The sequence below is a fragment of the Streptomyces sp. CB09001 genome, from assembly GCF_003369795.1.
In the GTDB taxonomy this organism is placed as follows: Bacteria; Actinomycetota; Actinomycetes; order Streptomycetales; family Streptomycetaceae; genus Streptomyces.
Map to the genome: position 1 here is coordinate 6,237,274 of NZ_CP026730.1, position 22,690 is coordinate 6,259,963.

The window sequence follows — 22,690 nt, forward strand, 5'->3', positions numbered from 1 at the left end:
CTCACCGCCGCCCCGCCCGCCCCGGCTGGTCGGCTACGACGCCCGCGCCGACGAGCACGCCCTGCGCCGCGCCCGGGAGGGCAACGGGCCCCGCACCGGGGCGCCGAGCCCGACGTGAGAACGACGGACCGCCGCCGGCACGGCCATACCGTGCGGGCGGCGGTCCACCGGGGCCGTCCCGGGGTCATCCCACGGTCCGCTCCCACTCGCGTGCCGGCGTCCAGAGACCGCCACCGTCGCCGACACCACCACTGCCACCGGCCGTCCCGCCGCCGGTGTCCCAGAGCGCGCCCGGCCGGTGCGGATGCCGCTCCGTCGGCCGGAAGCCGACCGTGTAGGTGCGGGTGTACGCGCCGTTGGCCGAGGTCACCCTGATGGTGCGGGTGGTGAAGCCGCGCTGCGAGGACGAGACGGTGGAACTGCCCCCGACCACACTCACCCGCGCACCCGACGCCGCCGTCACGGCACCGACGGCGGGGATCCTCCCGCGCTTCGGCCGGTCCACGACGTACGTGCTCACCTCCGGATCGAACCCGTCGAGAGCCACGCCTCCCACCGTGATCGCGGAGGCGTCGGCCACACTGGCCCGCGTGGCGTCCGAGAAGTTGGTCACCGTGACCGAACCGTCGGCGTTCACGACCACGTCCGCCGCCATCGCCGCCGCCAGGTTGATCCGCTGCCAGCCCGGCCCGCCGGACCCGGTGAGGTCGAGCGGGTACCCCGAGTCCGTCGCGGTCTGCTCCAGGACCTGGGTGCGCTGTTCCGCGGTGAGGTCCGGGAAGGCCGTGATCAGCAGCGCCGCCGCGTCCTCCGGCGCGTCGAGGGCCTGCCCGGCCTTCCCGGTCCGGGAGAACCCGTAGGTCAGCCGCCGCGTGTACCGGTCGATCTGCTGCGCGGTGCTCAGACCGGCGTAGGGGTCGCCCGCGCAGGCCGTGAGGGTGTCGCCGTAGCCCTCCTCCTCGCACCGCGCGAGCAGCACGTTCTCGATCTCGGTGTGGGCCTGCCCCAACAGCTTCTCGAACTCCGGGTCCGCCCAGCGGTGCGCCACCGTGGCCTGGGCCGTGATGCGGCCGCCCATGACGTCCAGCGGGTAGTGGAACCCGAGGACGACGCGGTTGTCGCCGTACTCCGAGGCGCGCGCCAGGATCGACGGTGCCAGGTCGGGCAGCAGCGTGGCGAGGATCGTCCCGGCCTCGTAGCCGCCGTAGGTGTGGCCGCTCGGGTACGAGCCCTGTCCCGCGAGGCCGCTGTACGAGCTGTTCTGCGACTCGTAGATCGCCCCGCCGTCCCCGGCGAAGCCCAGCCGCACGTACGGGCGCAGGTACTGGTAGTGGTTCTTCGCCGCGTCGTGGGTGTCGAGGTTCTCGTTGACGCGGGAGAACAGCGCGCTGGTCTTGGGCAGTCGGCCTTCCTTGAGGGCTTCGCCGTACAGCGGGCCGAGCCGGGAGCCGAGGCCGTCGGCCATCGTGACGGTGGCGCTGTTCGACGCGTCCACCTCGGCCCGGTCGACCTGCCGCTGCGTCGCCGCGTTGTTGACGCTCACGGTGATCCTGTCGTTCTCGGCGCCGAGCGGGGTGCCCGCGGGCAGCTCCGAGCCGGCGCCGAGCGTGGCGGGGCCGAGGTCGTCGAAACCGGAGAGCAGGTGGGTGAACCAGTCGGACCCGTCCCCGGTCCGGGGCCACGCGTCCGAGGCGTAGGCGGCGTCGAGCACGTCGTCCGGGAAGGGGGACGGCTCGTAGTCCGCCGGGTCGGTGGCGGCGGTGGCGGAGGTGACCGAGGCGGTGGAGACCGCCGTACCGGGGTCGTCCGAGCTGCCGGCCCGGGTGACCGCGGTCACGGTGGCGGTGTGGGCCTTCGCCCCGCCGGCCGACGTGAGCAGCGCGGTGGAGGTGGTGCCGTTGACGTGCGCGGTGGTTCCGTCGTCGAGGGCGACGGTGTAGCCCACGACCGGGAAGCCGCCGTCACCGGCCGGCCGCCAGTTCACCCGGACCCGTTCGCCGTCGGTGACCACGCCCGTGACGGTCGGGGCCTGAGGCCTGTTGTCACCCGTGACGGCGGGCTGCGTCGGTGCGCTCCAGGGGGAGTCGCCCAGGGCGTTCACCGCGCGGACCCGCGCCGTGTACGACGTGGCGTCCGTCAGCCCGGTGAACACGGTGCTCCGGCTGTCCGGATCGGCGATCTCGACCTGGTGGCCGCCGCTGAGCGTGATCTCGTAGCCGGTGACCGGCGAACCGCCGTCGTCCTCGGGCGCGGACCAGGTGACCTTCACACTCGTGCCGGACGGGGCCGCGGACACCGCGTCGGGCGCGGCCGGCACCGTCCTGCGCTTGGTGGTGAGCGAGGACCTGGCGCGGTCGAGGGCCGCGTACCGTTCGGTGAGGGTGCGGTCCGTCGCCGCCTCGTCCGCCACGGCCGTCCTCGCCGCGGTGAGCGCCGTGGTGAACGCCGTCCACGAGGCGTCCGTGTAGCGCTCGTTGCCGAGGGCGGACGCCGTGGCGACCAGGCTCTCCAGCCTCAGTCTCGGCAGCGGCACCAGCTGGTTCGCGGCCAGGGTCAGGCTCCGGGTCCGCAGGTCGACCTCGAGCTGCGTCGCGTCCCCGGCGCCGAGGAGGTCGCGGGCGGCGGTGAGTTCGCGCCGGAACACCCCGAAGTCGATCGTGCCGTACCGGCTCGCGTCCTCGGACAGGTCCTCGTACTGGTCGATCGCCTTGCGCAGGGCGGACAGATCCGTCTGCGCGGGCTCCTCGACGTGGTCGAAGGCGACCTGGCCGAGGTTGGCGACGTAGGGGTGCGAGGAGTCGGCGTTCGTGGTCAGCCGCAGGTGCACGGCGTGCGTGCCGGTGACCGCCTTGGGCAGGGTCAGGCTGGTCGTCCCGCCCGACGACCACGAACTGCCGGTGACCGGCAGGGGGATCGTCGCGTACGGCGTACCGGGGGAGTCCGCGTCGAAGGAGTCCAGATAGAGGTGCACGGCGGAACCGGTGCCGCAGCGCGCGGAGTTGTTGACGTAGGTGAGCGTGACGGTGTTCTTGGCGGAGTCGCCGAAGTCGACGTCGCCGTAGTCGAGCCAGGCTCCGTCGTAGGTGCCGCCCAGACTGGTGGCGGAACCCGCGTCGCTCCAGGTGGCCGGTTCGCTCTTGAGCCCGCCGCCGCTGTTGCCCTCGAAAGCCGTGGCGTCGAACACCACCGGGGCGTCCGCCTGCCGCGTCAGGATGAGCGAGTGGACGTTGGCGACGTAGGGCTGCGGGTCGGTCTGCGTGCTGGAGACGAAGACGGCGTAGACGTCCTGCGTGCCCTCGAAGACGTCCGGGTCGAGCCGCACGCTCGTGTCCGCCACGGTGCCCCAGCCCGAGCCGGTGTAGTCGAGCGGGACGGTGACGGCCGTCGGGCCGTCCTTCGCACCCAGGCGCAGTTCGATGTGCGAGTCCGACGCCGCGCGGGAGCGGGGCTTGTCATAGCTGACGGTGACGGTGTCGGCGCCGTCACCGAGGCCGGTGTCCCGCCACTCGGCCCACGCGCCGTTCGTCACGTTCTCGAAGACGCCGCCCGAGAGCTTCAGCGGGAGTGAACCGTCGCCGGTCGACGTGGCGTTGGCCGTGGTGAGCGTGGCGAGTGTCGTGACCGGGGAGGACGAGGGGGCCGCTTCGGGCGAGAACTGGTACCAGTCGAAGTTGGATACCCACTGCTGCCCCGAGGGGGCGTGGAACACGAAGGTCGCGCTCGATGCCTCCAGCAGGGCTTCCGGGTCCGAGACCGCCGCCCGCACGGTCGTGTAGTACTGCCAGCCGCCGGTCCCGGGCAGCGAGACGGTGGCGACGACGGGGCCGTCGGCGTCCCCGGCGTGGATGTCCACGCTGCTCGGCTGCGCCGTCGCGGCCTGCGAGTTGGCGTAGCGCACGGAGACGCTCCGCGGGGCGACCCCGCCGAAGTCGAGGTTCGTGTACTGCTCCCAGGCGCCCTCGGTGACGCCGCCGAGGTCGCCGTCCGAGTGGAACGCCTCCTTGACGAGGCTGGGCCCCTCCATCCGGTCGGGGTCCTCGGCCTGGAGGACGGCGTAGCCGCCCTCGTCCAGGGTGAGTGCGTCGACGGCCGAGCGCAGCGCGTCGTGCGCCGCCATGAGCGTGCCGGTGGGGGAGGCGGAGTTCGCGAGGACGGTCCGCGCGCGTTCGAGCGCCGTGCGGAAGATGCCGTAGGAGCCGTCGGAGTAGTTGCCCTTCCGCACCAGGGACGCCTCCTCGACCAGGGCGGCGAGGCTCCCCCGGTGCACGGCCGCGGCCGAGACGAGCAGCGGGTCGGTCACCGACACCCCGGTGCCGGTCACGGTGGAGGCCGGTATGCCGTGCGGGAAGGCCCGGTCGCGGAAGGTGATGCCGAACCGCGCGTCGGTCCTCGTGGTGCCGGTGAGCTTCAGCGACGCGGTGCGTTTGCCGGTGACCCGGAGATCCGCCGTCACGCCGTCCGGGAGGCCGGTCACGCTCGCCGCGCCGGTCCGGGTGAGGCTGGTTCCCTTCCGCGCGGCGAACGACGCCCTGCCGGACAGGCGGAGTTCGACGCTCGCGTCGACGGTGCCGTCGGCGGCGGTGCCGACGGTCTCCGGGCTGGCGGAGACGACGGTCGTGCCCCTGCCCGGCGCGTGCTCGTCGTCACCGTCGCCCGAGTCGGTGTTCAGCGAGTAGGCGGGCTCGGTGCGGGCGCCCCAGGACGACGGCTTGGCACCCATGTCGAACCTCAGGGTGCCGCCGGCGACGATCTGCGAGTAGTCGAGCCACGTGTTCGAGAACCGCTTGCCGTTCAGCGCCGCGCTCTGCACGTAGTGGTTGCCCGGCGAGACCCCGTCGGCCTCGACGGTGAACTCGGCGCCGTTGGCGTAGGTGATCGTCGTGGAGTCGAAGAACGGGCTGCCGATCTGGAACTGGCTGGAGCCCGCGGTCACCGGGAACAGCCCGAGGGCGGCGGCGACGAACATCGTCGACATGGTGCCGGCGTCGTTGTCCATGGTCGGCAGGAAGCCGTCCGGGGCGAGTTCGTAGGCCTTGGTCTTCACCGGCGGCCTGAACTCGCCGCCGGAGCTGGGGGCTTCGTTCGTGGAGCCCGTCGCGATGTACCGGTTCCAGGTCTCACCGGTGTAGATGGCGCGCACCCACTTCTGCGTCAGGCTCGGCTCGCCGACGTAGTTGAAGAGGTAGGGGGCCTGGAGGTCGATCTCGTTGGCGTTGGAGTGCAGCATGGCCGAGCCGTCGTCGGCGTCGGAGTCCTCGCCGAACATGTGCCGGATCGCGGCCCGGCCGGCCTTCACACCACCCATGGCCTCGATGAGCCCGCCCATGTCGTACGCGTCGTACCAGTGGTACTGCCAGAGCGTGCCCTGGTAGAGCCTGGCCTCCTCGAACTTCTCGTAGTCGGCCTGCTGCCAGTCGCCGTCGCCCTCGCGCGGGGTGAGCAGACCGACCTCGGTGCCGTCGTCCGCGGTCCAGGCGCCGGGCTTGACCAGGTTGTCGGTCGCCATCGTCGCCTGCTCGCGCAGCTTCTTCGCGTCCGCGTCCTCGCCGAGCGCGTCGGCGATGACGGACAGCGCCCACTGGTCGTAGCCGCGCTGCACCGTCGTACCGGGGTCACCCGGAATGTAGCCCTGCCGCAACTGCGTCCCGGTGTAGTACCCGGTGTACGACTTCAGCGCCGGGTACGCCTCGTCGAGCCGGTCGAAGTCCTTGAACCCCTTCGACAGCGCGTCGGCGATCACCACCGCCGAGCGCTCCCAGCGCACCGTCGGCACCGAGTGGGTGAGACTGCCCGGGCTCTTGCCCGCGGCGTGCGCGTCGGCGAAGAGGATGACCGCGGACTGCACCATGTCCCGGTAGGCCGCCGGGTCGATGTAGGCCTCGACCGAGTACTTGCGGAAGTCGTCCCAGGTGGACCAGCCGTCGTAGTACGTGAAGCCGTTCGCCTCGTGCACCGCGCCGTCGACGCCGCGGTACGTGCCGCTGGTGCTGGTGGCGTTCACCGGCAGCGCGTACATGCGGTACAGGTGCGTGTAGAACTGCTTGGTGAGCGTCGAGTCCGGGTCGGCCTTCTTCGAGGCCTTCACCGCGACGGCGCCGAGGGTGCGGTTCCACTCCGCCTTCGTCTGTGCCCGCACCTCCTCGAAGGTGCGGCCCGCGACCTCCTTGTGCTGGTCGGTGGCCGCCTGTTCGGCGCTGATCGGCGACAGCGTGACGCGCAGTTCGACGTCGTCGCCGTCGGCCGGGTCGAACCCGAGGACGGCGCCGGTGTCGGTGCCGTCCCGCGCCGTCGCGTCGCCCAGCGCGCCGTCGTCGCCCCAGGTGCGCAGCGAGGTCACGGGGGCGTTCGTGGTGGCGTAGTAGTACAGGCGGTACGAGGCGCCGTTGAACGACCCGGCGACCAGGCCGCTGATCGCGGTCGTCCCGTCCTTCAGCGTGGTCGCGTCCAGGGTCGCGCGGGTGCGGCTGGTGAAGTTGTTGGCGAGGTCGAGGACGAGCTGGGGCTGCGCTTGCGCGGGGAAGCTGTACCGTTCGAGCGCCGTCCGGGTCGTCGCCGTCATCTCGGCGTCGATCGTCCCCGAGGGGGACCCGAGCCCCACCCGGTAGGAGCCGGGCGTCGCGCTCTCGTCGTCGTGGCTGTAGGGGTGCGCGTAGGTGCTCGTGGCCGGGCGCTTGTCGTACTGCTGCGAGGTCGGGACGACCAGCAGGTCGCCGCCGCCGCCCGAACCGCCCACGCCGTCCAGGTTCGTGGCGGTGAACCCGGCGATGTGGTCCTCGTTGTAGTCGTACCCCGAGTGGTTGCGGCCCGGCGTCGTCATCGGGTTGACCTTGGCCAGGCTGTGCGGTGCCTGGGCGCCGGGAAGGTCGTTGCCGTCGTCGCCCGCGGTGGACACGAAGGGGTCGACGAGCTTCGTGTAGTCCGTTCCGCCGGACGCCTCACCGGCCGAGGGCGGGGCCTTCGGGAGGGGCACGGCGCCGGCGGTGCCGCCGCCCGTCAGCGCGGCCAGGCCGAGTGCTCCGACGAGCACCGCCGCGACCGTGGCCCGCAGGGCGGTCCGGGGACTGGACGACCGGATCGGCGGTCTCTTGGATCTGTCGGGCATGACGAGTACGGACCCTTCCCTGGTTGGACAACGTTGTCAAGCGGCTTCCGAAGCGTGCGCTCCGGCTGAACGCTCCGCCATCACATAGGGAGAAGTCATACAACGGGGAAACGGAGTTCGTACAGAGGTTCACCTGGCCGCGAGCGCCGTGGGGGCGGGCCGGCGCCACCCGGTGTCCACGTAGTGGTATTTGCCGATTGCGTGCGGCCCGTCGGCAAGATGTCCGCGGGTACCCGCGTCCGGCGTGGGTTTTCTTCGCTCCGGACTCCGTACCGGACAGGCATCTTCCGGCGCGTCGAACCGGTGTCGGTGCCATGGCGATAGTGTTCCGCTCCAGCGGCTGGGGGGACGCGGAAACCCCCTGTGCGAAATGCGAAAGCGGCATCAGGACATGCGGGGGGGCATGGAGAACAATCTCGGTTCATCGCGTCGTTCATCGCGTCGTTCATCGCGTCGTTCGTTCGACATCTGGAGTGAACTCACCCCGTCCTTCCGCGAAAACGCCCTGGCCCGTTCGGCCACCGGCGCGCGGAGCGTCCACGACGGAATCAGCGGCTCCAAGGGAACGTGGCGACCGCTGCGCCCGAGCTTCGTCGACCGGGGTCACTACGACGAACTGGGCCGTGTTTGCGCACGTCTGATGCGGTTGATCCTCGACGCCTGCCGCCGCAGGGCCGGCACGGTCGGCGAGCTCCAGGACGTGCTGGGGGTGGACGAGGCCGACACCCCGCTGCTGTCGCGCACGGAGCTGCTCGGCGACCACCTGCTCGTCGCCGCGCGCCCCGACATCGTCTATCGGTCCGGCGTCCCCCGGTTCGTCGAATTCAATATCGACGGTGCGCTCGGCGGCACACTCCAGGCCGATCTCCTCGCCGCGCGATTCCGCGATCTCTATCGTCCGCTTCCCGGCGGGGACCGTATCGACGCCCCGCCGTCCGCGGTTGATTCCCGTTTCGCCGAAATCCGTACGTCACTTGGCCTTTCGGAGGGATCACGGGTCGCCATTCCCGTGTTCCGCAAGGGCGCGGCACCCGGACTCGAGGACCCCGACGCCTTTCTCGCCTGGCTGGTCCCGATGTGCGAGAGCGGCCGACGGCACGGCATGGACACCGTCGCCTGCCCCATGGACCGGCTGGAGACCGGCGAGGACGACGTCCTGCTGCTCGACGGGCAGCGGGTGGACGCCGTGTTCCGGCTCTTCCTCAGCTTCGACCAGCCGCCGAGCAGCGGTCTGGACGCCCTGGTCCGCTCCGTGCGCGCCGGCCGGGTGCGGATGCACACGCCCGAGGCGACCTGGCTGCTCAGCGACAAGACCACGATGGCCTGGCTCTGGGCGGACAAGGACGTGCTGCCCGAGGACGACCAGCGGCTGATCGAGCGTCACCTTCCCTGGACGGCGCTGTTCCCCGCGCCCGGCGCCGGGGGCGAGGCGCTGCTGCGGCACGCCCTGGCCCACCGCATGGAGCTGGTCCTCAAGCCCGTCGGCGGCTACGGCGGCGGTGGCGTCGTCCTCGGCCCCGAGGTCCCGGACGAGGAGTGGCGCCAGGCGCTGGAGGACGCGCGACGGACCGGACGCCATATCCTGCAGACCCATGTGACGCCGGACCGGCTCGCGCTGGACTTCCAGGACCTGGCAACCGGCGCCGTGGAACACGCCGAAGTGCCTTTCGTCGTCGGCCCGTTCCTGTTCGGCGGCGCCCCCTCGGGGGTGCTGGTACGGCACGGCGTCCCCGGCGGCGGGCCCGTCCTCAACGCCCACCACGGTGCCCTGATGAGCTCCGTGGTGCTGGTGGACCGATGTTGAGCGCCACCCGGAGGGGACGGGACACCCCCGGCAAGGAGCGGCTCGGCTCGCCGTTCCGGCTCTTCCAGTCCGCCGTGGTCTCCTCGGACCTCGCGGACGGCATCTACAAGATCGCGGTGCCGCTGCTGGCCCTCGGGATCAGCCGCTCCGCGGTCGCGGTCGGTGCGGTCGGCCTCGCCGTCCGGCTGCCCTGGCTCATCGCCACCCTGCCCGCCGGGGTGCTGGCCGACCGGTACCCGCCCCGCGGCGTCATGCGCTGGGCGTCGGCGGTCCGGCTGCCGCTGGTGGCCGTCATGTGCGCCCTGGCCGCCACCGGCCGGCTGCCCCTGTGGGCCCTGGTCGTCACCGCCTTCCTCATCGGCTGCGCCGGCATCTTCGTCGACGTGGCCGCCCAGTCCCAGCTGCCCCGGCTGGTCCCGGTGGGGCAGCTCCCCAAGGCCAACGCGTCCCTTCAGTCCACCCAGATGTTCCTCGCGCAGCTGATCGGCCCGGCCCTCGGCGGCTACGTGGTGGCGCTGGGCTCCGGCGGGGGACTCGCCGTCGTGGTCGCCCTGTACGTGGTCACCGTCTGGGCGCTCGGACTGCTGCCCGCGGCCGTCGAGCAGGCGGCGGTGGGCCGCGCCCGGACGGCCCCCGAACCGGCCCGCGAGGGCGGACGCCGGTCCTCGCTCGGCTCCCTGGTCGCCGAACTCGGCGAAGGGCTGCGCTACTTCCGCGGCCGGGCGGACCTCGCCAGGCTCGCGACGGCCGCCGCCGTCAACAACCTGTCCTACTCGATGTGCCTGACCATGCTGCCGCTGTGGGCGGTGCGGCCCGGGCGGCTCGCCCTCTCCGAGACCGGGTACGGGCTGCTGCTCACCTGCCTCGCGGTCGGCAGCATCCTCGCCGGACCGGTGACCGGACGGATCCTGAAGGCGGTCGGCGACGGGCCGGTCATGCGGTTCGGCGCGCCGCTGCTCGGCGTCTGCTTCCTCACCCTGGCCGTGCCCTCGGTGCCCGTCGTCGCCCTGGGACTGTTCGTCTACGGGCTGGTGTCCATGGTCTGGAACGTGGCGGTGGTCTCCTACCGCCAGGCGACCATCCCGCTGCCCCTGTTCGGCCGGGTCAACGCCGCGTACCGCTGGCTGACCTGGGGCGTCATCCCGTTCGGCTCGCTGGCCGGTGGCACCCTCGCCGCCACGGCCGGCATCACCTGGGTCTTCCTGGTCGCGGGCGCCCTGCCCCTGGTCGCGGCGGCCCTGCTGCCCCCGCCGCGACCGCGGGCGCCCCACGAAGCACCGACGTCCGACACGCCGGCCGCGGAGGCGGCGGAGCCCGAGGTGCCGATCCTGGAAGCGTCGGCCGCCGAAGCGTCGGATGCGGACGTGCCGGCGCTCGAAGCGTCGGATGCGGACGTGCCGGCGCTCGAAGCGTCGGATGCGGACGTGCCGGCGCTCGAAGCGTCGGATGCCGACGTGCCGGACCCCGAAGCGTCGGCCGCCCCAACGCCGTCACTCCGAACGCGGTCACCCGAAGCGCCGGTACTCGGAACGCCGAAGCCCGAAGCGCCGGTACTCGGAACGCCGAAGCCCGAAGCGCCGGTACTCGGAACGCCGAAGCCCGAAGCGCCGGTACTCGGAACGCCGAAGCCCGAAGCGCCGGTACTCGGAACGCCGAAGCCCGAAGCGCCGGTACTCGGAACGCCGAAGCCCGAAGCGCCGGTACTCGGAACGCCGAAGCCCGAAGCGCCGGCACTCGGAACGCCGAAGCCCGAAGCCCCGTCACTCGGAACGCCGAAGCCCGAAGCGCCGGCACCCGACGCGCCCGCGCCGACCGGTCAGGGTGCCGACGGCCCCGCCGGCGCCCCGGTGGACGTCCTCGCCGAGGCATCCGCCGGGCATCCCGACCACGCTCCGGGTCCGGCGCGCACCAGCCGCCCGGACCCGGACCGACGGAAACCGACGCGGACCGACGTCCCGGACCCGGCATCCGCCGCCATGCCCGCCGCCATGCCCGCCGACCTGTCCGCCGAGCTGTCCGCCCCCGGGGCGAACGCCTCCCGCGCCACGCGGGACTGACCGGTCCGCCGGACGTCCCCGCGCGCACCCCTCGTACCGCCTTCCCTACCGCAGTCCGCACCGACCACACGGAAATGGTGTCCACGCATGTCGTTCCTGCATGACCTGCTCACGGCGCAGGCCGCCTCGGCCCCCACCCGCACGGCAGCCCTCCTCTCGGACTCGTCGGCCACCTACGGCCAGGTGGAGACGGAGGCGGACCGGATCGCCGCGGCCCTCGTGGCCCGGGGTGTCCGGCCCGGCAGCCGGGTCGGACTGCACATGTCGCGCTCCCTCGCGCTGCTCCCCGCACTCTTCGGCATCCTGCGCGCGGGCGGCGTCTGCGTCCCGGTCGACCCGGAGGACCCCGCCGAGCGCCGCGCCACCATCCTGGAGTACTCGGGCGCCACGACCGTCGTCACCGAGCGCGCCCTCCTCGACGGACCCGCGCCCGACGGCACCCGGCAGCTCGCCGTCGAGGACCTGCTCGACGAGGCCGCCGAACCGCTCACCGGGCCGGTCGAACTCGCCCCGGACGCCCTGGCGTTCATCTTCTACACCTCCGGCTCCACCGGCACCCCCAAGGGCGTGATGCTCACGCACCGGGCCCTGCTCAGCGGCCAGCGCTGGCTCCAGCGCACCTTCCCGCTCGAACCCGGCGACCGCCAGTTGCTGCGCACCACCCTCAGCATCACCAACCTGGTCCGCGAGGTGTTCTGGCCGGTGCTCTCCGGCGGCACCGTGGTCATCGTCCCGCCGGGCGACCACAAGGACCCCGACCGGCTGGTCGAGCTGATCAACAGCGGTTCCGTGACGACGCTGATGGTCGTCCCGGCGCTGCTCTCCGGCATCCTGGAGAACCCCGGTTTCGCCGCCAACACCTCGCTGAAGTACGTCTTCTGCAGCAGCGACGTGATGCCCGGCGCGCTGCCGGAGAAGTACTTCGCCTCCGGCCTGTCCGCCCGGCTTTTCAACGTCTACGGACTCACCGAGGCTCTCTACAGCACCTACTGGGAGTGCCTGCCCGGCGCCGTGTACGACGGCTTCGTGCCGGTCGGCCACCCGGCCGAGCTGACCCCCCGGGTGCTCGACGCCGACCTCGCCCCGGTCCCGCCCGGCGAGACGGGCGAACTGTGCCTGGGCGGCGTGGGCATGGCCGAGGGCTACGACCGGCTGCCCCGGCTCACCGCCGAGAAGTTCGCCGACACCGACGCCGGCCGGGTGTTCCGCACCGGCGACCTGGCCCGGCAGTCCGAGGACGGCCGCCTCGAACTCCTCGGCAGGATGGACGACCAGGTCAAGATCGCCGGATTCCGGGTGGAGCTGGGCGAGGTCGAGGCCCGGCTGCTCGAAGTTCCCGGCGTCACCGGCGCCGTCGCCTCCGGCCTGCGCGGCGCGGGCGGACACCAGCGGCTGGTCGCCCACCTGACCTGCGACGGGGAGCCGCCCACCGCCGCCGCGATCCGCGCCCACCTGGGCGACCGGCTGCCGTACTACATGGTCCCGGCCGTCTTCACCGTCATCGACACCATCCCGCTCACCCACAACGGCAAGGTCGACCGCCGCTCCCTGCACGAACTGCCGGGCGCCCACCTGGAACTGGCCGAGGACCACACGGCCGCGCGCAACGAACTCGAGAGCTACCTGTGCGCGCTGTGGGCCGAGACCCTCGACCTGCCCGCCGTCGGCATCCACGACAACTTCTTCGCACTGGGCGGCGACTCCATCCAGGGCTTCCTGATCAGCGCCAAGGCCAACCGCGACGGCATCGGCCTGAGCGCCACCCAGGTCTTCGCCACCCCCACCATCGCCGAGACCGCCGCCTTCATGGCGGCCCAGGGCGACACCGGCCCCGCCCCGGCCGGCTCCTTCGACCCGCAGGGCTTCACCCTCACGGACGAGGACCTGGCCGCCGTGCGCGCGGCCACCGCCGACCCCGACGGCATCGAGACGGTGTACCCGCTCACCGAGATGCAGAAGGGCATGCTGTTCCACTCGCTGCTCGACCCGGACTCCGGCGTCTACTTCGAGCAGTTCCTGTACGCGGTCGACGGCGAGGTCGACCTCGACGCCTACCACCTCGCCTGGCAGCAGGTCGTCGACCGGCACGAGATCCTGCGGGTCTGGATCGCCACCAAGGGCCTGTCCGAACCGCTCCAGGCCGTGCAGCGCACCGCCGAGCTGGGCTGGACCGTCCTGGACTGGTCCGACCGCACCGAGGCGGAGCAGAAGGAGCTGCTGGAGCGCTACCTCGACGAGGACCGGCGCCGCGGCTTCGCGTACGACCGGGCGCCCCTGTTCCGGCTGACCATGGTCCGGCTCGGCGCCACCACGTACAAGCTGGTGATGAGCTACCACCACCTGATCCTCGACGCGTGGTCGCTCTTCGTCCTGCTGCGCGACTCCCTGGAGATCTACCACTCCGGTCTCGAAGGACGGCTGCCCGAGCTGCGCCCGACGCGTTCCTTCGGTGACTACGTGTCCTTCCTGGAGCACGAGGACATCGAGGGCGCCCGGGACTACTGGCTGGAGCGGCTGGCCGGCTTCCGCCGCCCGACCGTCATCGGCCGCTCCGCGCAGCTCGGCCTCTCCGCCAGCTCGCAGGAGATGCACGCCGAGGCCCGCCTCGACCTCGGCGAGGAGCTGACCGAGCGGCTGCTCGCATACGGCCGCGCCAACCAGCTGACCCTGAACTCCCTGGTGCAGGGCGCCTGGGCGGTGGTCGTGGGCGGGTGCAGCGGCCAGGACGACGTCTGCTTCGGCATCACCATCACCCACCGCCCGGTGGGGCTGGCCGGGGTCGAGGACGTCGTCGGCATCTTCATCAACAGCCTCCCGATGCGGGTGAACCTGGAGCCCGGGCAGCCCGTCGGCCGCTGGCTGCAGCAGATCCAGCGCACCCAGGTCGCCGCCCGCTCCCACGACCACTACCCGCTGCCGCTGATCCAGCAGCGCACCGACCTGCCCAGCGGCCAGCCCCTGTTCGAGTCCCTGCTGATCTTCGAGAACTTCCCCCGGGGCACCGGCTGGACCGGCCGCGGCGGCCTCGACGTGCGCCAGGAGCGCTACGTCGGCTGGACCAACTACCCGTTCGCCATCGAGGCGATGCCCGAGGAACAGCTCTTCTTCCAGGTCAAGTACGACCTGGCGTTCTTCGACGCGGAGTCGGTGGACCGCATCCTGGGCGCCTTCCGCGGCGTCCTGGAGGCCATCGCCGACGGCGGCACGACCCCGGTGGGCAAGCTCGCCGAGCACATCGCCGCCAACCGGCCCGGCCCGGCCGCCGAAGCCCGGCCCGCGGACGCCGGCGCGCGGGCGCTGTTCCCGGCCCGTGGCACCGCCGCGACCGCCGGAGTCACCACGGCGCCCACCACCGACGACGAGATCGCGCTGGCCGCGATCTGGGCCCAGGTGCTCCAGGTCGAACAGGTCGACATCCACACGCCGTTCCTGGCGCTGGGCGGCTCCTCGCTGGCGGCCATGCGGCTGGTGGCGCTCGCCCAGGCGGAGGGCTTCGACTTCGAACTGAGCGAGCTGTTCGCCGAGGACGGCACCGTCCACCGGCTCGCCGCGGACGCGGACGGCGACGAGGACGCGGACGCGGACGGGGACGGTGACGGGGACGCGGACGGCGACACCGGACGGTAGCGGCACCGGGCGAAGGCGGTGGCCCCGTCCCGGGCGGGGCCACCACAGGGGCGACGACGGACACAGGTCGGAGGGGTACGGCGAGGTGGAAGACACACAACGGGGTACGGGGGAGCGGGACACGCTCGCGCTCCTTCGCGAACTGGCCGAGCAGGGCGTCACGGTGCGCTCCCGCCGCGGCAGACTGTCCGTCGACGCCCCGCCGGACGCGCCCCGGCAGCTCCTCGACCGCCTCACGGCCGCGAGGGAGCCGGCCCTCGCGGCGATCACCGCCCACCCGGGCCTGCCCGGACCCCGGGTCGTCGCCCCTGACCCGGAGACCCGACCGTCCGGCCGCCCCTTCCCGGTGACCGACCTCCAGAGCGCCTACCAGGTCGGCGAGTCGGACTTCCCCGAACTGGCCACCCCGGCCTACATCGCCCACGGCTTCGAGGTCCCGGGCCTCGACACCGGACGCTGGCGCCGTGCGCTGCGCACGGTCCTCGTCCGGCACGAGATGCTCCGCGCGGCGGTCGGCCCCGACGGACGTCAACGGGTCGTCCCGCTCGACGACGCCTGGGGCCCGGCCCTGGTCGACTGGAGCCACCTCGACGCCGCCGGGGCCCGCGCGGCCTTCCACCGGGACCGGGAGACGGCGGCCGCGCTCCTGCCCGGCCTGACGGACGGCCTCCAACTGGGCTGCGCGGTCTACTCCGCCCGGGGCACCACCTTCGTCCTGCTGTGCCTGCGGCTGTTCGTCCTGGACGCCCGCTCCATCGGGCTGCTCTGCCGCGACCTGGCCGACGCCTACGAGGGGCGGGCGTTCGCCGACCCTCCCGTGGAGCCCGGGTACTTCGCCCGGTACACCGAGGCCCTCGCCGCCCACCGGGACAGCCAGGCCCACCGCAACGCGGTCGCCCACTGGCAGCGCCGGACGCCCACCCTGCCGGGACCGCCGACCCCGCCGACCCTTCCCCGCCCGGCCCGGGCCGGGTTCGCCCGAGTCCGTCACCGGCTGCCCGCGCCCGTCTGGGCGTCGCTGCGCGAACGGGCCCGTGGCGCCGGGCTGTCGGCCAACTCCGTGCTGTGCGCCGCCTACGCCGAGGTGCTGCGCCGCTGGTCGGGCCGGCCCTCCTTCACCCTGACCGTCCTCGTCGCCACCCGCGCCATGCTGGCCGCCGACCCGGAAGGCACCGACCCCGCACCGGCCGCGTGCGTGGGGAACTTCGGCAGCACGCTGCTGCTGGAGTGCGACGGCACCGGCGACACCTTCGCCGAGCGCGCCGGGGCCCTGCAACGGCGGCTGATGGCGGACCTGCCGCACACCTGGCTGTCCGGGGTGGAGGTGGCCCGCCGGGCCCGCCGAGAGAGCCCCGGAGCCGCGGTGGGCAGCCCGTTCGTCTTCGCCTCGGGACTCGACGACGCGGTGTCCGACGCGCTGCCCCCGCACCTGCGGGCCGAGGGGTGGGAGCTGGTCTTCAAGTCCATGCACACCCCGCAGGTCCTCCTCGACCACCAGGTCTCCGAGGAGGACGGGGAACTCGTCTGCACCTTCGACCACGTGGCCGAGGCCTTCCCCGAGGGCCTGGTCGACGAGCTGGCCGCGGCCCACGCCGACCTGCTGCGCCGCCTGGCCGGGAACGACGCCCCCTGGGCCGCCCCGCACCCGCCCCCGCTGCCCGAGGCACTGCTGGCCGCGCGCACCGCCGCCAACCGCACCGCACGCCACCTTCCGGGCGGCGGAGTACTGGACGGGCTGCGCGAGGGCGCCGCGCGCACCCCCGACCGCATCGCCCTCCACGGCGCGGACGGGAAGACCACCTACCGCGAGGCCGCGGACCGGGTGGGGCGCACGGCCGCCGCGCTGACCGCCTCCGGGACGGCACCCGGCGAACCCGTCGGCGTGCTGGCGCGCAAGAGCCCCGGCCAGTACCTCGCCGCGCTCTCGGTCGTCGCGGCCGGCGGCGCCTACGTGCCGCTCGGCGTGGACTGGCCGCCCGCCCGGCTCGACGCGCTGCTCACCCGGCACGGCATCGGCAGGGTGCTGGCCGACGCCGAGGGGGCACGGCTCCTGGCGCAGCTGGAACGGCCCGTCCACGTGCTCGCCCTCGACGCCCCCGCGCACCCCGGCGAGCCGCTGCCGGTGCCCGCCCCCGACGACCTCGCGTACGTCATCTTCACCTCGGGCTCCACCGGCACCCCCAAGGGCGTCGCGATCCCGCACGGCGGGCTGCTCAACACCGTCCAGGACATGGTGGAGCGCTTCGGCGTCGGCCCGGACGACCGGCTGCTGTCGCTGTCCGAGCTGCACTTCGACCTCTCGGCCTTCGACCTGTTCGGCGCCCTGTGCGCCGGCGCCACCGTCGTCGTCCCGCCCTGCGCCGCCCGTCCCGACCCCGACCTGTGGGCACACTGGGTACGGCACAGCGGGGCCACCGTCTGGAACACCGTCCCGGCACTGCTCGACATGCTCCTCGACCACCTCGGCGACGAACGCGCCGCCGACGTCCTGGGCGGACTGCGGCTGGTCCTGCTCAGCGGCGACTGGATCCCGCTCGGCCTGCCCGACCGCGTCCGGCGGGCCGCGCCCAAGGCCGAGGTGGTAGCCCTGGGCGGCGCCACCGAGGCATCCATCTGGTCCAACTACCACGTCGTGGACCGGATCGACCCGTCCTGGAAGTCCGTGCCGTACGGGCTGCCCCTGGCCAACCAGCGCTACCACGTCCTCGACGCGGACGCGGGCTTCGCGGACGTGCCCCACTGGGTGCCCGGCGAACTCTTCATCGCCGGTGACGGCCTGGCCACGGCGTACTACGGGCAGCCCGAACTGACCGCCGCCCGCTTTCCCACCCACCCCCGCACCGGCGAGCGGCTGTACCGCACCGGCGACCACGCCCGCTACCGGCCCGACGGCACCCTGGAGTTCCTCGGCCGCCTCGACAGCCAGGCCAAGGTGCGCGGCTACCGGGTGGACCTCCTGGAGGTCGAGCAGCAGCTGACGGCGCAGCCCGGCGTCCGGGCCGCGGCCTGCGTCGTCACCGGCACCGGTGCCGCCGCCCGCCTCATCGCCCTCCTCGTCGCAGCGGAAGGCGGCGGCCGGGGCACCGACGGCGAGCCGGTCCCGGGTCCGGCGGCGCTGCGCGCCCGGCTGGGCACCACCCTGCCCTCGTACGCCGTACCCAGCGCCTTCCACACCGTCGCCGCCCTGCCGCTGACCGCCAACGGCAAGCGCGACGCCCGCGCCCTCCTCGCCCTCGCCGAGGAACACGCGGCGGGGACCGGGGACGGCGCAGGGCACACCGACCGGGGCGCCGCGTCCGGCCGCGCGCCGCGCACCGAGCGGGAGTCGGCGCTGGCCCGGCTGTGGCAGGAGGTGTGCGGCACGGCCGTCCGGTCGGTCGACGACGACTTCTTCGCCAGCGGCGGCAGCTCGGTCTCCGCGGTGCGCCTGGTCCGCCGGATCGAGGAGGAGTTCGGCGTCCGGCTGGCGCTGTCCAGCCTCTTCGAGGCGAGCACCGTCGCGCAGCAGGACGCGCTGCTCGACCAGCGCGTCGACACCCCGCTCGTGCAGGTCAGACCCGGCGACGGGGCGGCGGTGGTCCTGGTCCACCCGGTGGGCGGACACCTCCTCGGCTACCGCGCCCTGATCGACGCGCTGCCCGCCCCGTACGCGGTGTACGGGCTGCAGGCCCCGCCCACCGGGCGGCTTCCCGCGACCCTGCCCGAACTGGCTGGGGAGTACGCGCGGGCGCTCGCGACCCTGGGGCGCCCCGTCCACCTCCTCGGCTGGTCGATGGGCGGCGTCCTCGCCGCGGAGACCGCCCGCCGCACCGACCTCTTCCAGCCCCTCTCACTGACCCTGGTCGACAGCTTCGTGGCCGCCTCCGACGGGGCGGACCTGGACGAACGGTCCGCGGCGGCCGGGTTCTTCACCGACTACCTCGGACAGCGGGACGGCGCCGCGCGGACAGCCGTACCCGTCGGCCACCCGGACCCGTTCGGACACCTCGCCGCCACCCACCTGCCCCAGGAGCCGGCCGGCGCCCTGCGCGGCCTCTACGACCAGTACCGAGCCCTGTACCGGCTGCTGCTCGACCACCGCCCGCGGCCCCTGCCGCAGGACTGCCCGCTCCTGGTCGTACCGGCCGAGCGCGAACGGCCGGACACCTTCGGGGGCCTGACGCCGCTGCACCTGCACCCGGCCGGTCTCGTCCCGCCCGGCGCGCGGGTCGCCCCCCTGCCCGAGACGCACTACTCCGTGGTCCGCGACGGTGCCGCCCGGCGGCTCGCGGAGCTCTTTCACACCCGTACAGCGAAGGGATCGGCATGACGAGCAGAACGATCAAGGACATCGTGGTCCTCGGCGAGTCCGAGCCGGAGAACGTGCGCCAGGTGCGCAAGGGCCCGGACCGCTGGATCTCCGGCGAGCTGGCCATCACCAACACCCTGCACTTCACCAGCCCCGACGGGGCCTTCACCTCGGGCATCTGGGAGAGCACCCCGGGCAAGTTCCGCGCGGTGTACGAGGAGGACGAGTTCTACCACATGCTCCACGGCCGGGTGGTCATCGCCGACGACGACGGCAACGCCCGCACCTTCGTCCCCGGCGACACCATCGTCGTCCCCGCCGGATTCACCGGCACCTGGGAGGTCCTGGAGCCCACCAAGAAGTTCTACGCCCACTACCGGCCGCTGGACGACGACCGCACCGGCCCCGCCGTCCAGGCCGGCTGACCGGCGGAGAGGAACACCATGACCACTGCCCCGCGCGGGGGACACCCGCACCACCGGCTGCTCGGCGTCGGCTTCGGCCCCTCGCACCTGTCCATGAGCGCACTGCACGCCTCGGCCGGCCCGGCCGCCGCCGGGACGTCCCTGCACTTCCTGGAATCCAGGGCCGCCTTCTCCTGGCATCCCGACATGCTGCTGCCCGGCGCCCGCATGCAGGTCGCCTTCCTGAAGGACCTGGTGACCCCCAGGGACCCGACCAGCCCGTACAGCTTCGCCAACTACCTGGTGTCCAAGGGCAGACTGGAACCCTTCCTCAACCTGGGCACGCTCAACCCGACCCGGCGCGAGTACGTCGACTACTTCCGATGGGCGGCCGACCGGCTCGCCGGCTACGTCACCTACGGCAGCACCGCCGAGGCGATCCGCCCGGTGACCGGCCCCGACGGACGGGTCACCCGCCTGGAGGTGGACCACCGCGGCCCGGACGGCACCCGGCACACCGTCTCCGCCGACCACGTGTCCCTGGCACCCGGCGGCACCCCGATCGTCCCGCCCGGTGTCGAGCCCGGCACCCTTCGGGACGGCACCGTCCTCCACAGCAGCTCCTTCCTGGGCGGCATCCGGCCCTTCCACGACCGCGGCCGCGAACTGCCCTACCGCTTCCTGGTGGTGGGCGCCGGACAGAGCGCGGCGGAGATCTTCCAGTACCTGGCCGGCGAGTTCCCGGCGGCGGAGGTCACCCTGGCGCACCGCGGGTTCGCGCTGATGCCCGCCAACAGCAGCGCCCTGGCCAACGCCATCTTCGACCCGGCCTCCGTCGACCTGTTCCACGGCGCCGGCCCCGAACGCCGCCGCGGCATCCTCACGGAGCTGAAGGCCACCAACTACGCCGCCGTCGACGACGAGGACATCACCGCCGTCGCCGGACTCCTCTACGACCAGCGGGTGCACGGCGGGCAGCGGCTGCGCCTGAGCCGCTTCACCGAACTTACCGGTGCCCGCGCCGAGGACGGCCTGGTCACCGCCACCCTGCGCGACCTGCTCACCGGCGAGGAACGCGGCGAGCGCCACGACGCCGTCGTGCTGGCCACCGGCTACGACTTCCGCGAGGCGCGCGGCCTGCTGACCGGCGTCGACCCGTACCTGCTCAGGGACAAGGACGGCGAACTGCTCGTCGACCGCGACTACTCGGTACGCACCGACGAGAGCTTCGCACCGCGGATCTTCCTGCACGGCGCCGCCGAACACACCCACGGCCTGACCAGCACCCTGCTGTCGCTGCTCGCCCACCGCGCCGGAGACATCCTCGACGCCGTCCTCGGCACCCCGGCCGCCGGCCACCAAGACCTCGCCACCCCCCTGTTCGAAGGAGTCCACGCATGAGCGGCATCCGGATCCAGCGGCGGGCCGACGCCCTCGTCAACGAGGAGTACGGCTGCGCGTTCCGCCGCATCCTGCCCTGGGAGTCCAGCGGACCCTCGGACACCGGCATGGGCGTGTGTACCGTCGCGCCCGGCACGGCCACCACCCCGCACTCCCACGAGGACCACGAGCACTTCTACGTGGTGCGCGGCAGCGGCCACGCCGAGGTCGACGGGGAGCGTACGCGGATCGCCGCGGGCGACGCCCTGGTGGTCGGCGCCCACCAGCGCCACCACTTCGAGAACGCCTCGGACACCGAGGAGTTGGAGATGGTGTCGGTCTGGTCCCTCGGCCCCTTCGGCGCCGCCCCGGCCGCCGGGCAGGCCCACGGGGAGGCCCGATGACACCGGCCCCGCGCCGCTTCCTGGTCACCGCCACACCCCCCACCACCAACGGCGACCTGCACGTCGGCCACCTCTCCGGGCCCTACCTGGGCGCCGACGTGTTCAGCCGCGCCCAGCGCATGCTGGGACACACCGTCCTGTACGCCTCCGGCGGCGACGACCACCAGACGTACGTGGTCACCACGGCCGAGCGGCTGGGCCTGGACCCGGTGGAGCTGGCGGCGCGCTGCAACCGCGAGATCGCCGGCACGCTGGAACTCGCCGGCATCGACATCGACGCGTTCACCAGCCCCGACGACGCCTACCGCGCCGAGGTGCGGGAGTTCTTCACCGGCCTGCACCGGACGGGCCGGCTCAAGACCCGCACCTGGACCTTCCCGTACTGCGGGCGGACCGGCCGCTACCTCCTGGAGGCCTTCGCCACCGGGTACTGCCCCGAGTGCCTGGTCGGCACCTGCGGGGCGATCTGCGAGAACTGCGGCCACCCCAACGACGTCGACTCGCTGCTCTTCCCCACGAGCACCGGCGCCGGGCCGGTCACCGCCACCCAGCCGCGCGAGACGGAGATCCTGGTCCTGCCGCTGGAGGAGTACCGGGAGCAGTTCACCGAGTTCTACCGCGCCCGGCGGGCCACGATGCGCCCGCACGTGCTGCGCTTCGTCGACGAGATGCTCTCCCGGCCGCTGCCCGACTTCCCGGTCAGCTACCCGGCCGACTGGGGCATCCCGGTCGGCATCGACGGCTTCGACGGCCAGGTCTTCAACGTCTGGGCCGAGATGCTGCCGGGCCTGAGGCACATGGCGGAGGCCGCCCGGGCCCGCCGCAGCCCCGCGACGCCGCCCGGCGTGTGGGCGGCGGACTCGGGCTTCGAACTCGTGCAGTTCCTCGGCTACGACAACACGTTCTACTTCGCCTTCGCCCACCTCGGGCTCACCTTCGCGCACGGGGGGCTGACCGAGCCGGCCGCGATCGTGACCAACGAGTTCTACCACCTGGACGGGGCCAAGTTCTCCACCAGCCGCCGCCACCTCGTCTGGGCCCGCGACCTGGTGGGCAAGTACGGCGCGGACAACGTGCGTTTCCACCTCGCGCTCGGCAACCCGGAGCACCAGCCCGCCAACTTCACCGAGGCGGACTTCCTGGACACCGTACGCACCCGGCTGCACCAGCCGCTCCACAGCCTCGCGGCGGCCCTGGCCCCGCACACCGGGCGGCCCGTGACGGCCGGGCCGAGGACCGAGGCGCTCCTGGACCGCTACCGCGACCGGATGCGGCGGGCCTACACGCTGGAGACCTTCTCGATGCGGCAGGCCGCCGAGACCACCGCGAACCTGCTCGCGCTGCTCGCCGCCAGGGCGCCGGACGACCCCGGACTCGCCGTCACCGGTCTCCGGGCCGCCGCCGAGCACGCCGCGCCCCTGGTGCCCGGCCTCGCCGCCGCCATCGAGGCCCGGTACACGGCAGCGGCCCCGGGCACCGTGCCGGACCTGGCCGACCTCCTGCCCGTCACCCTCTGACCACACCCGCTCCGACCACACCGCCTCGACCACACCCGCTCCGACCACACCGCCTCGACCACCGCTTCGACCACACCGCTTCGACCACCGCCCGGGCGGCCCGCGCC

Annotated in this window: 9 protein-coding genes; 8 read left to right on the top strand and 1 reads right to left on the bottom strand. The window is 73.2% G+C overall.

Annotation, left to right across the window (positions count from 1 at the left end; all coding sequences use genetic code 11):
- Positions 1-184: 184 nt before the first annotated feature.
- Positions 185-7,102: a glycoside hydrolase domain-containing protein gene (locus tag C4J65_RS28960; protein ID WP_115745051.1), complete on the bottom strand. Its 6,918-nt coding sequence runs from the start codon at positions 7,100-7,102 to the stop codon at positions 185-187.
- Positions 7,103-7,505: 403 nt separating this feature from the next.
- Between C4J65_RS28960 and C4J65_RS28965 the strand changes: the two genes are divergently transcribed.
- The 8 genes from C4J65_RS28965 to C4J65_RS29000 all read left to right on the top strand — a co-directional run bounded on the left by C4J65_RS28965 (position 7,506) and on the right by C4J65_RS29000 (position 22,583).
- Positions 7,506-8,906: a hypothetical protein gene (locus C4J65_RS28965; protein WP_162833402.1), complete on the top strand. Its 1,401-nt coding sequence runs from the start codon at positions 7,506-7,508 to the stop codon at positions 8,904-8,906.
- On the top strand, positions 8,900-10,963 hold the full coding sequence (locus C4J65_RS28970) for an MFS transporter (protein ID WP_115745053.1): 2,064 nt from the start codon (positions 8,900-8,902) through the stop codon (positions 10,961-10,963). The genes C4J65_RS28965 and C4J65_RS28970 overlap by 7 nt, the downstream gene beginning before the upstream one ends.
- An 87-nt stretch (positions 10,964-11,050) precedes the next feature.
- The gene (locus C4J65_RS28975; RefSeq protein WP_115745054.1) at positions 11,051-14,590 is read left to right on the top strand and encodes a non-ribosomal peptide synthetase; all 3,540 of its coding nucleotides are present in this window, start codon (positions 11,051-11,053) and stop codon (positions 14,588-14,590) included.
- An 85-nt stretch (positions 14,591-14,675) separates the two neighbouring features.
- Complete coding sequence (locus C4J65_RS28980; protein ID WP_115745055.1) at positions 14,676-18,899, top strand: non-ribosomal peptide synthetase; 4,224 nt, start codon at positions 14,676-14,678, stop codon at positions 18,897-18,899.
- Positions 18,896-19,303, top strand: a complete 408-nt coding sequence (locus C4J65_RS28985) for a cupin domain-containing protein (protein WP_011030914.1) — start codon at positions 18,896-18,898, stop codon at positions 19,301-19,303. Before C4J65_RS28980 ends, C4J65_RS28985 begins: the two co-directional genes overlap by 4 nt.
- A gap of 18 nt (positions 19,304-19,321) precedes the next feature.
- A complete protein-coding gene (locus C4J65_RS28990) occupies positions 19,322-20,683 on the top strand; it encodes a SidA/IucD/PvdA family monooxygenase (RefSeq protein WP_115745056.1) in 1,362 nt (453 codons plus the stop codon).
- Positions 20,680-21,066: a cupin domain-containing protein gene (locus C4J65_RS28995; protein WP_115745057.1), complete on the top strand. Its 387-nt coding sequence runs from the start codon at positions 20,680-20,682 to the stop codon at positions 21,064-21,066. The genes C4J65_RS28990 and C4J65_RS28995 overlap by 4 nt, the downstream gene beginning before the upstream one ends.
- Positions 21,063-22,583, top strand: a complete 1,521-nt coding sequence (locus C4J65_RS29000) for a class I tRNA ligase family protein (protein WP_115745058.1) — start codon at positions 21,063-21,065, stop codon at positions 22,581-22,583. The genes C4J65_RS28995 and C4J65_RS29000 overlap by 4 nt, the downstream gene beginning before the upstream one ends.
- The last annotated feature ends 107 nt before the right edge of the window (positions 22,584-22,690 follow it).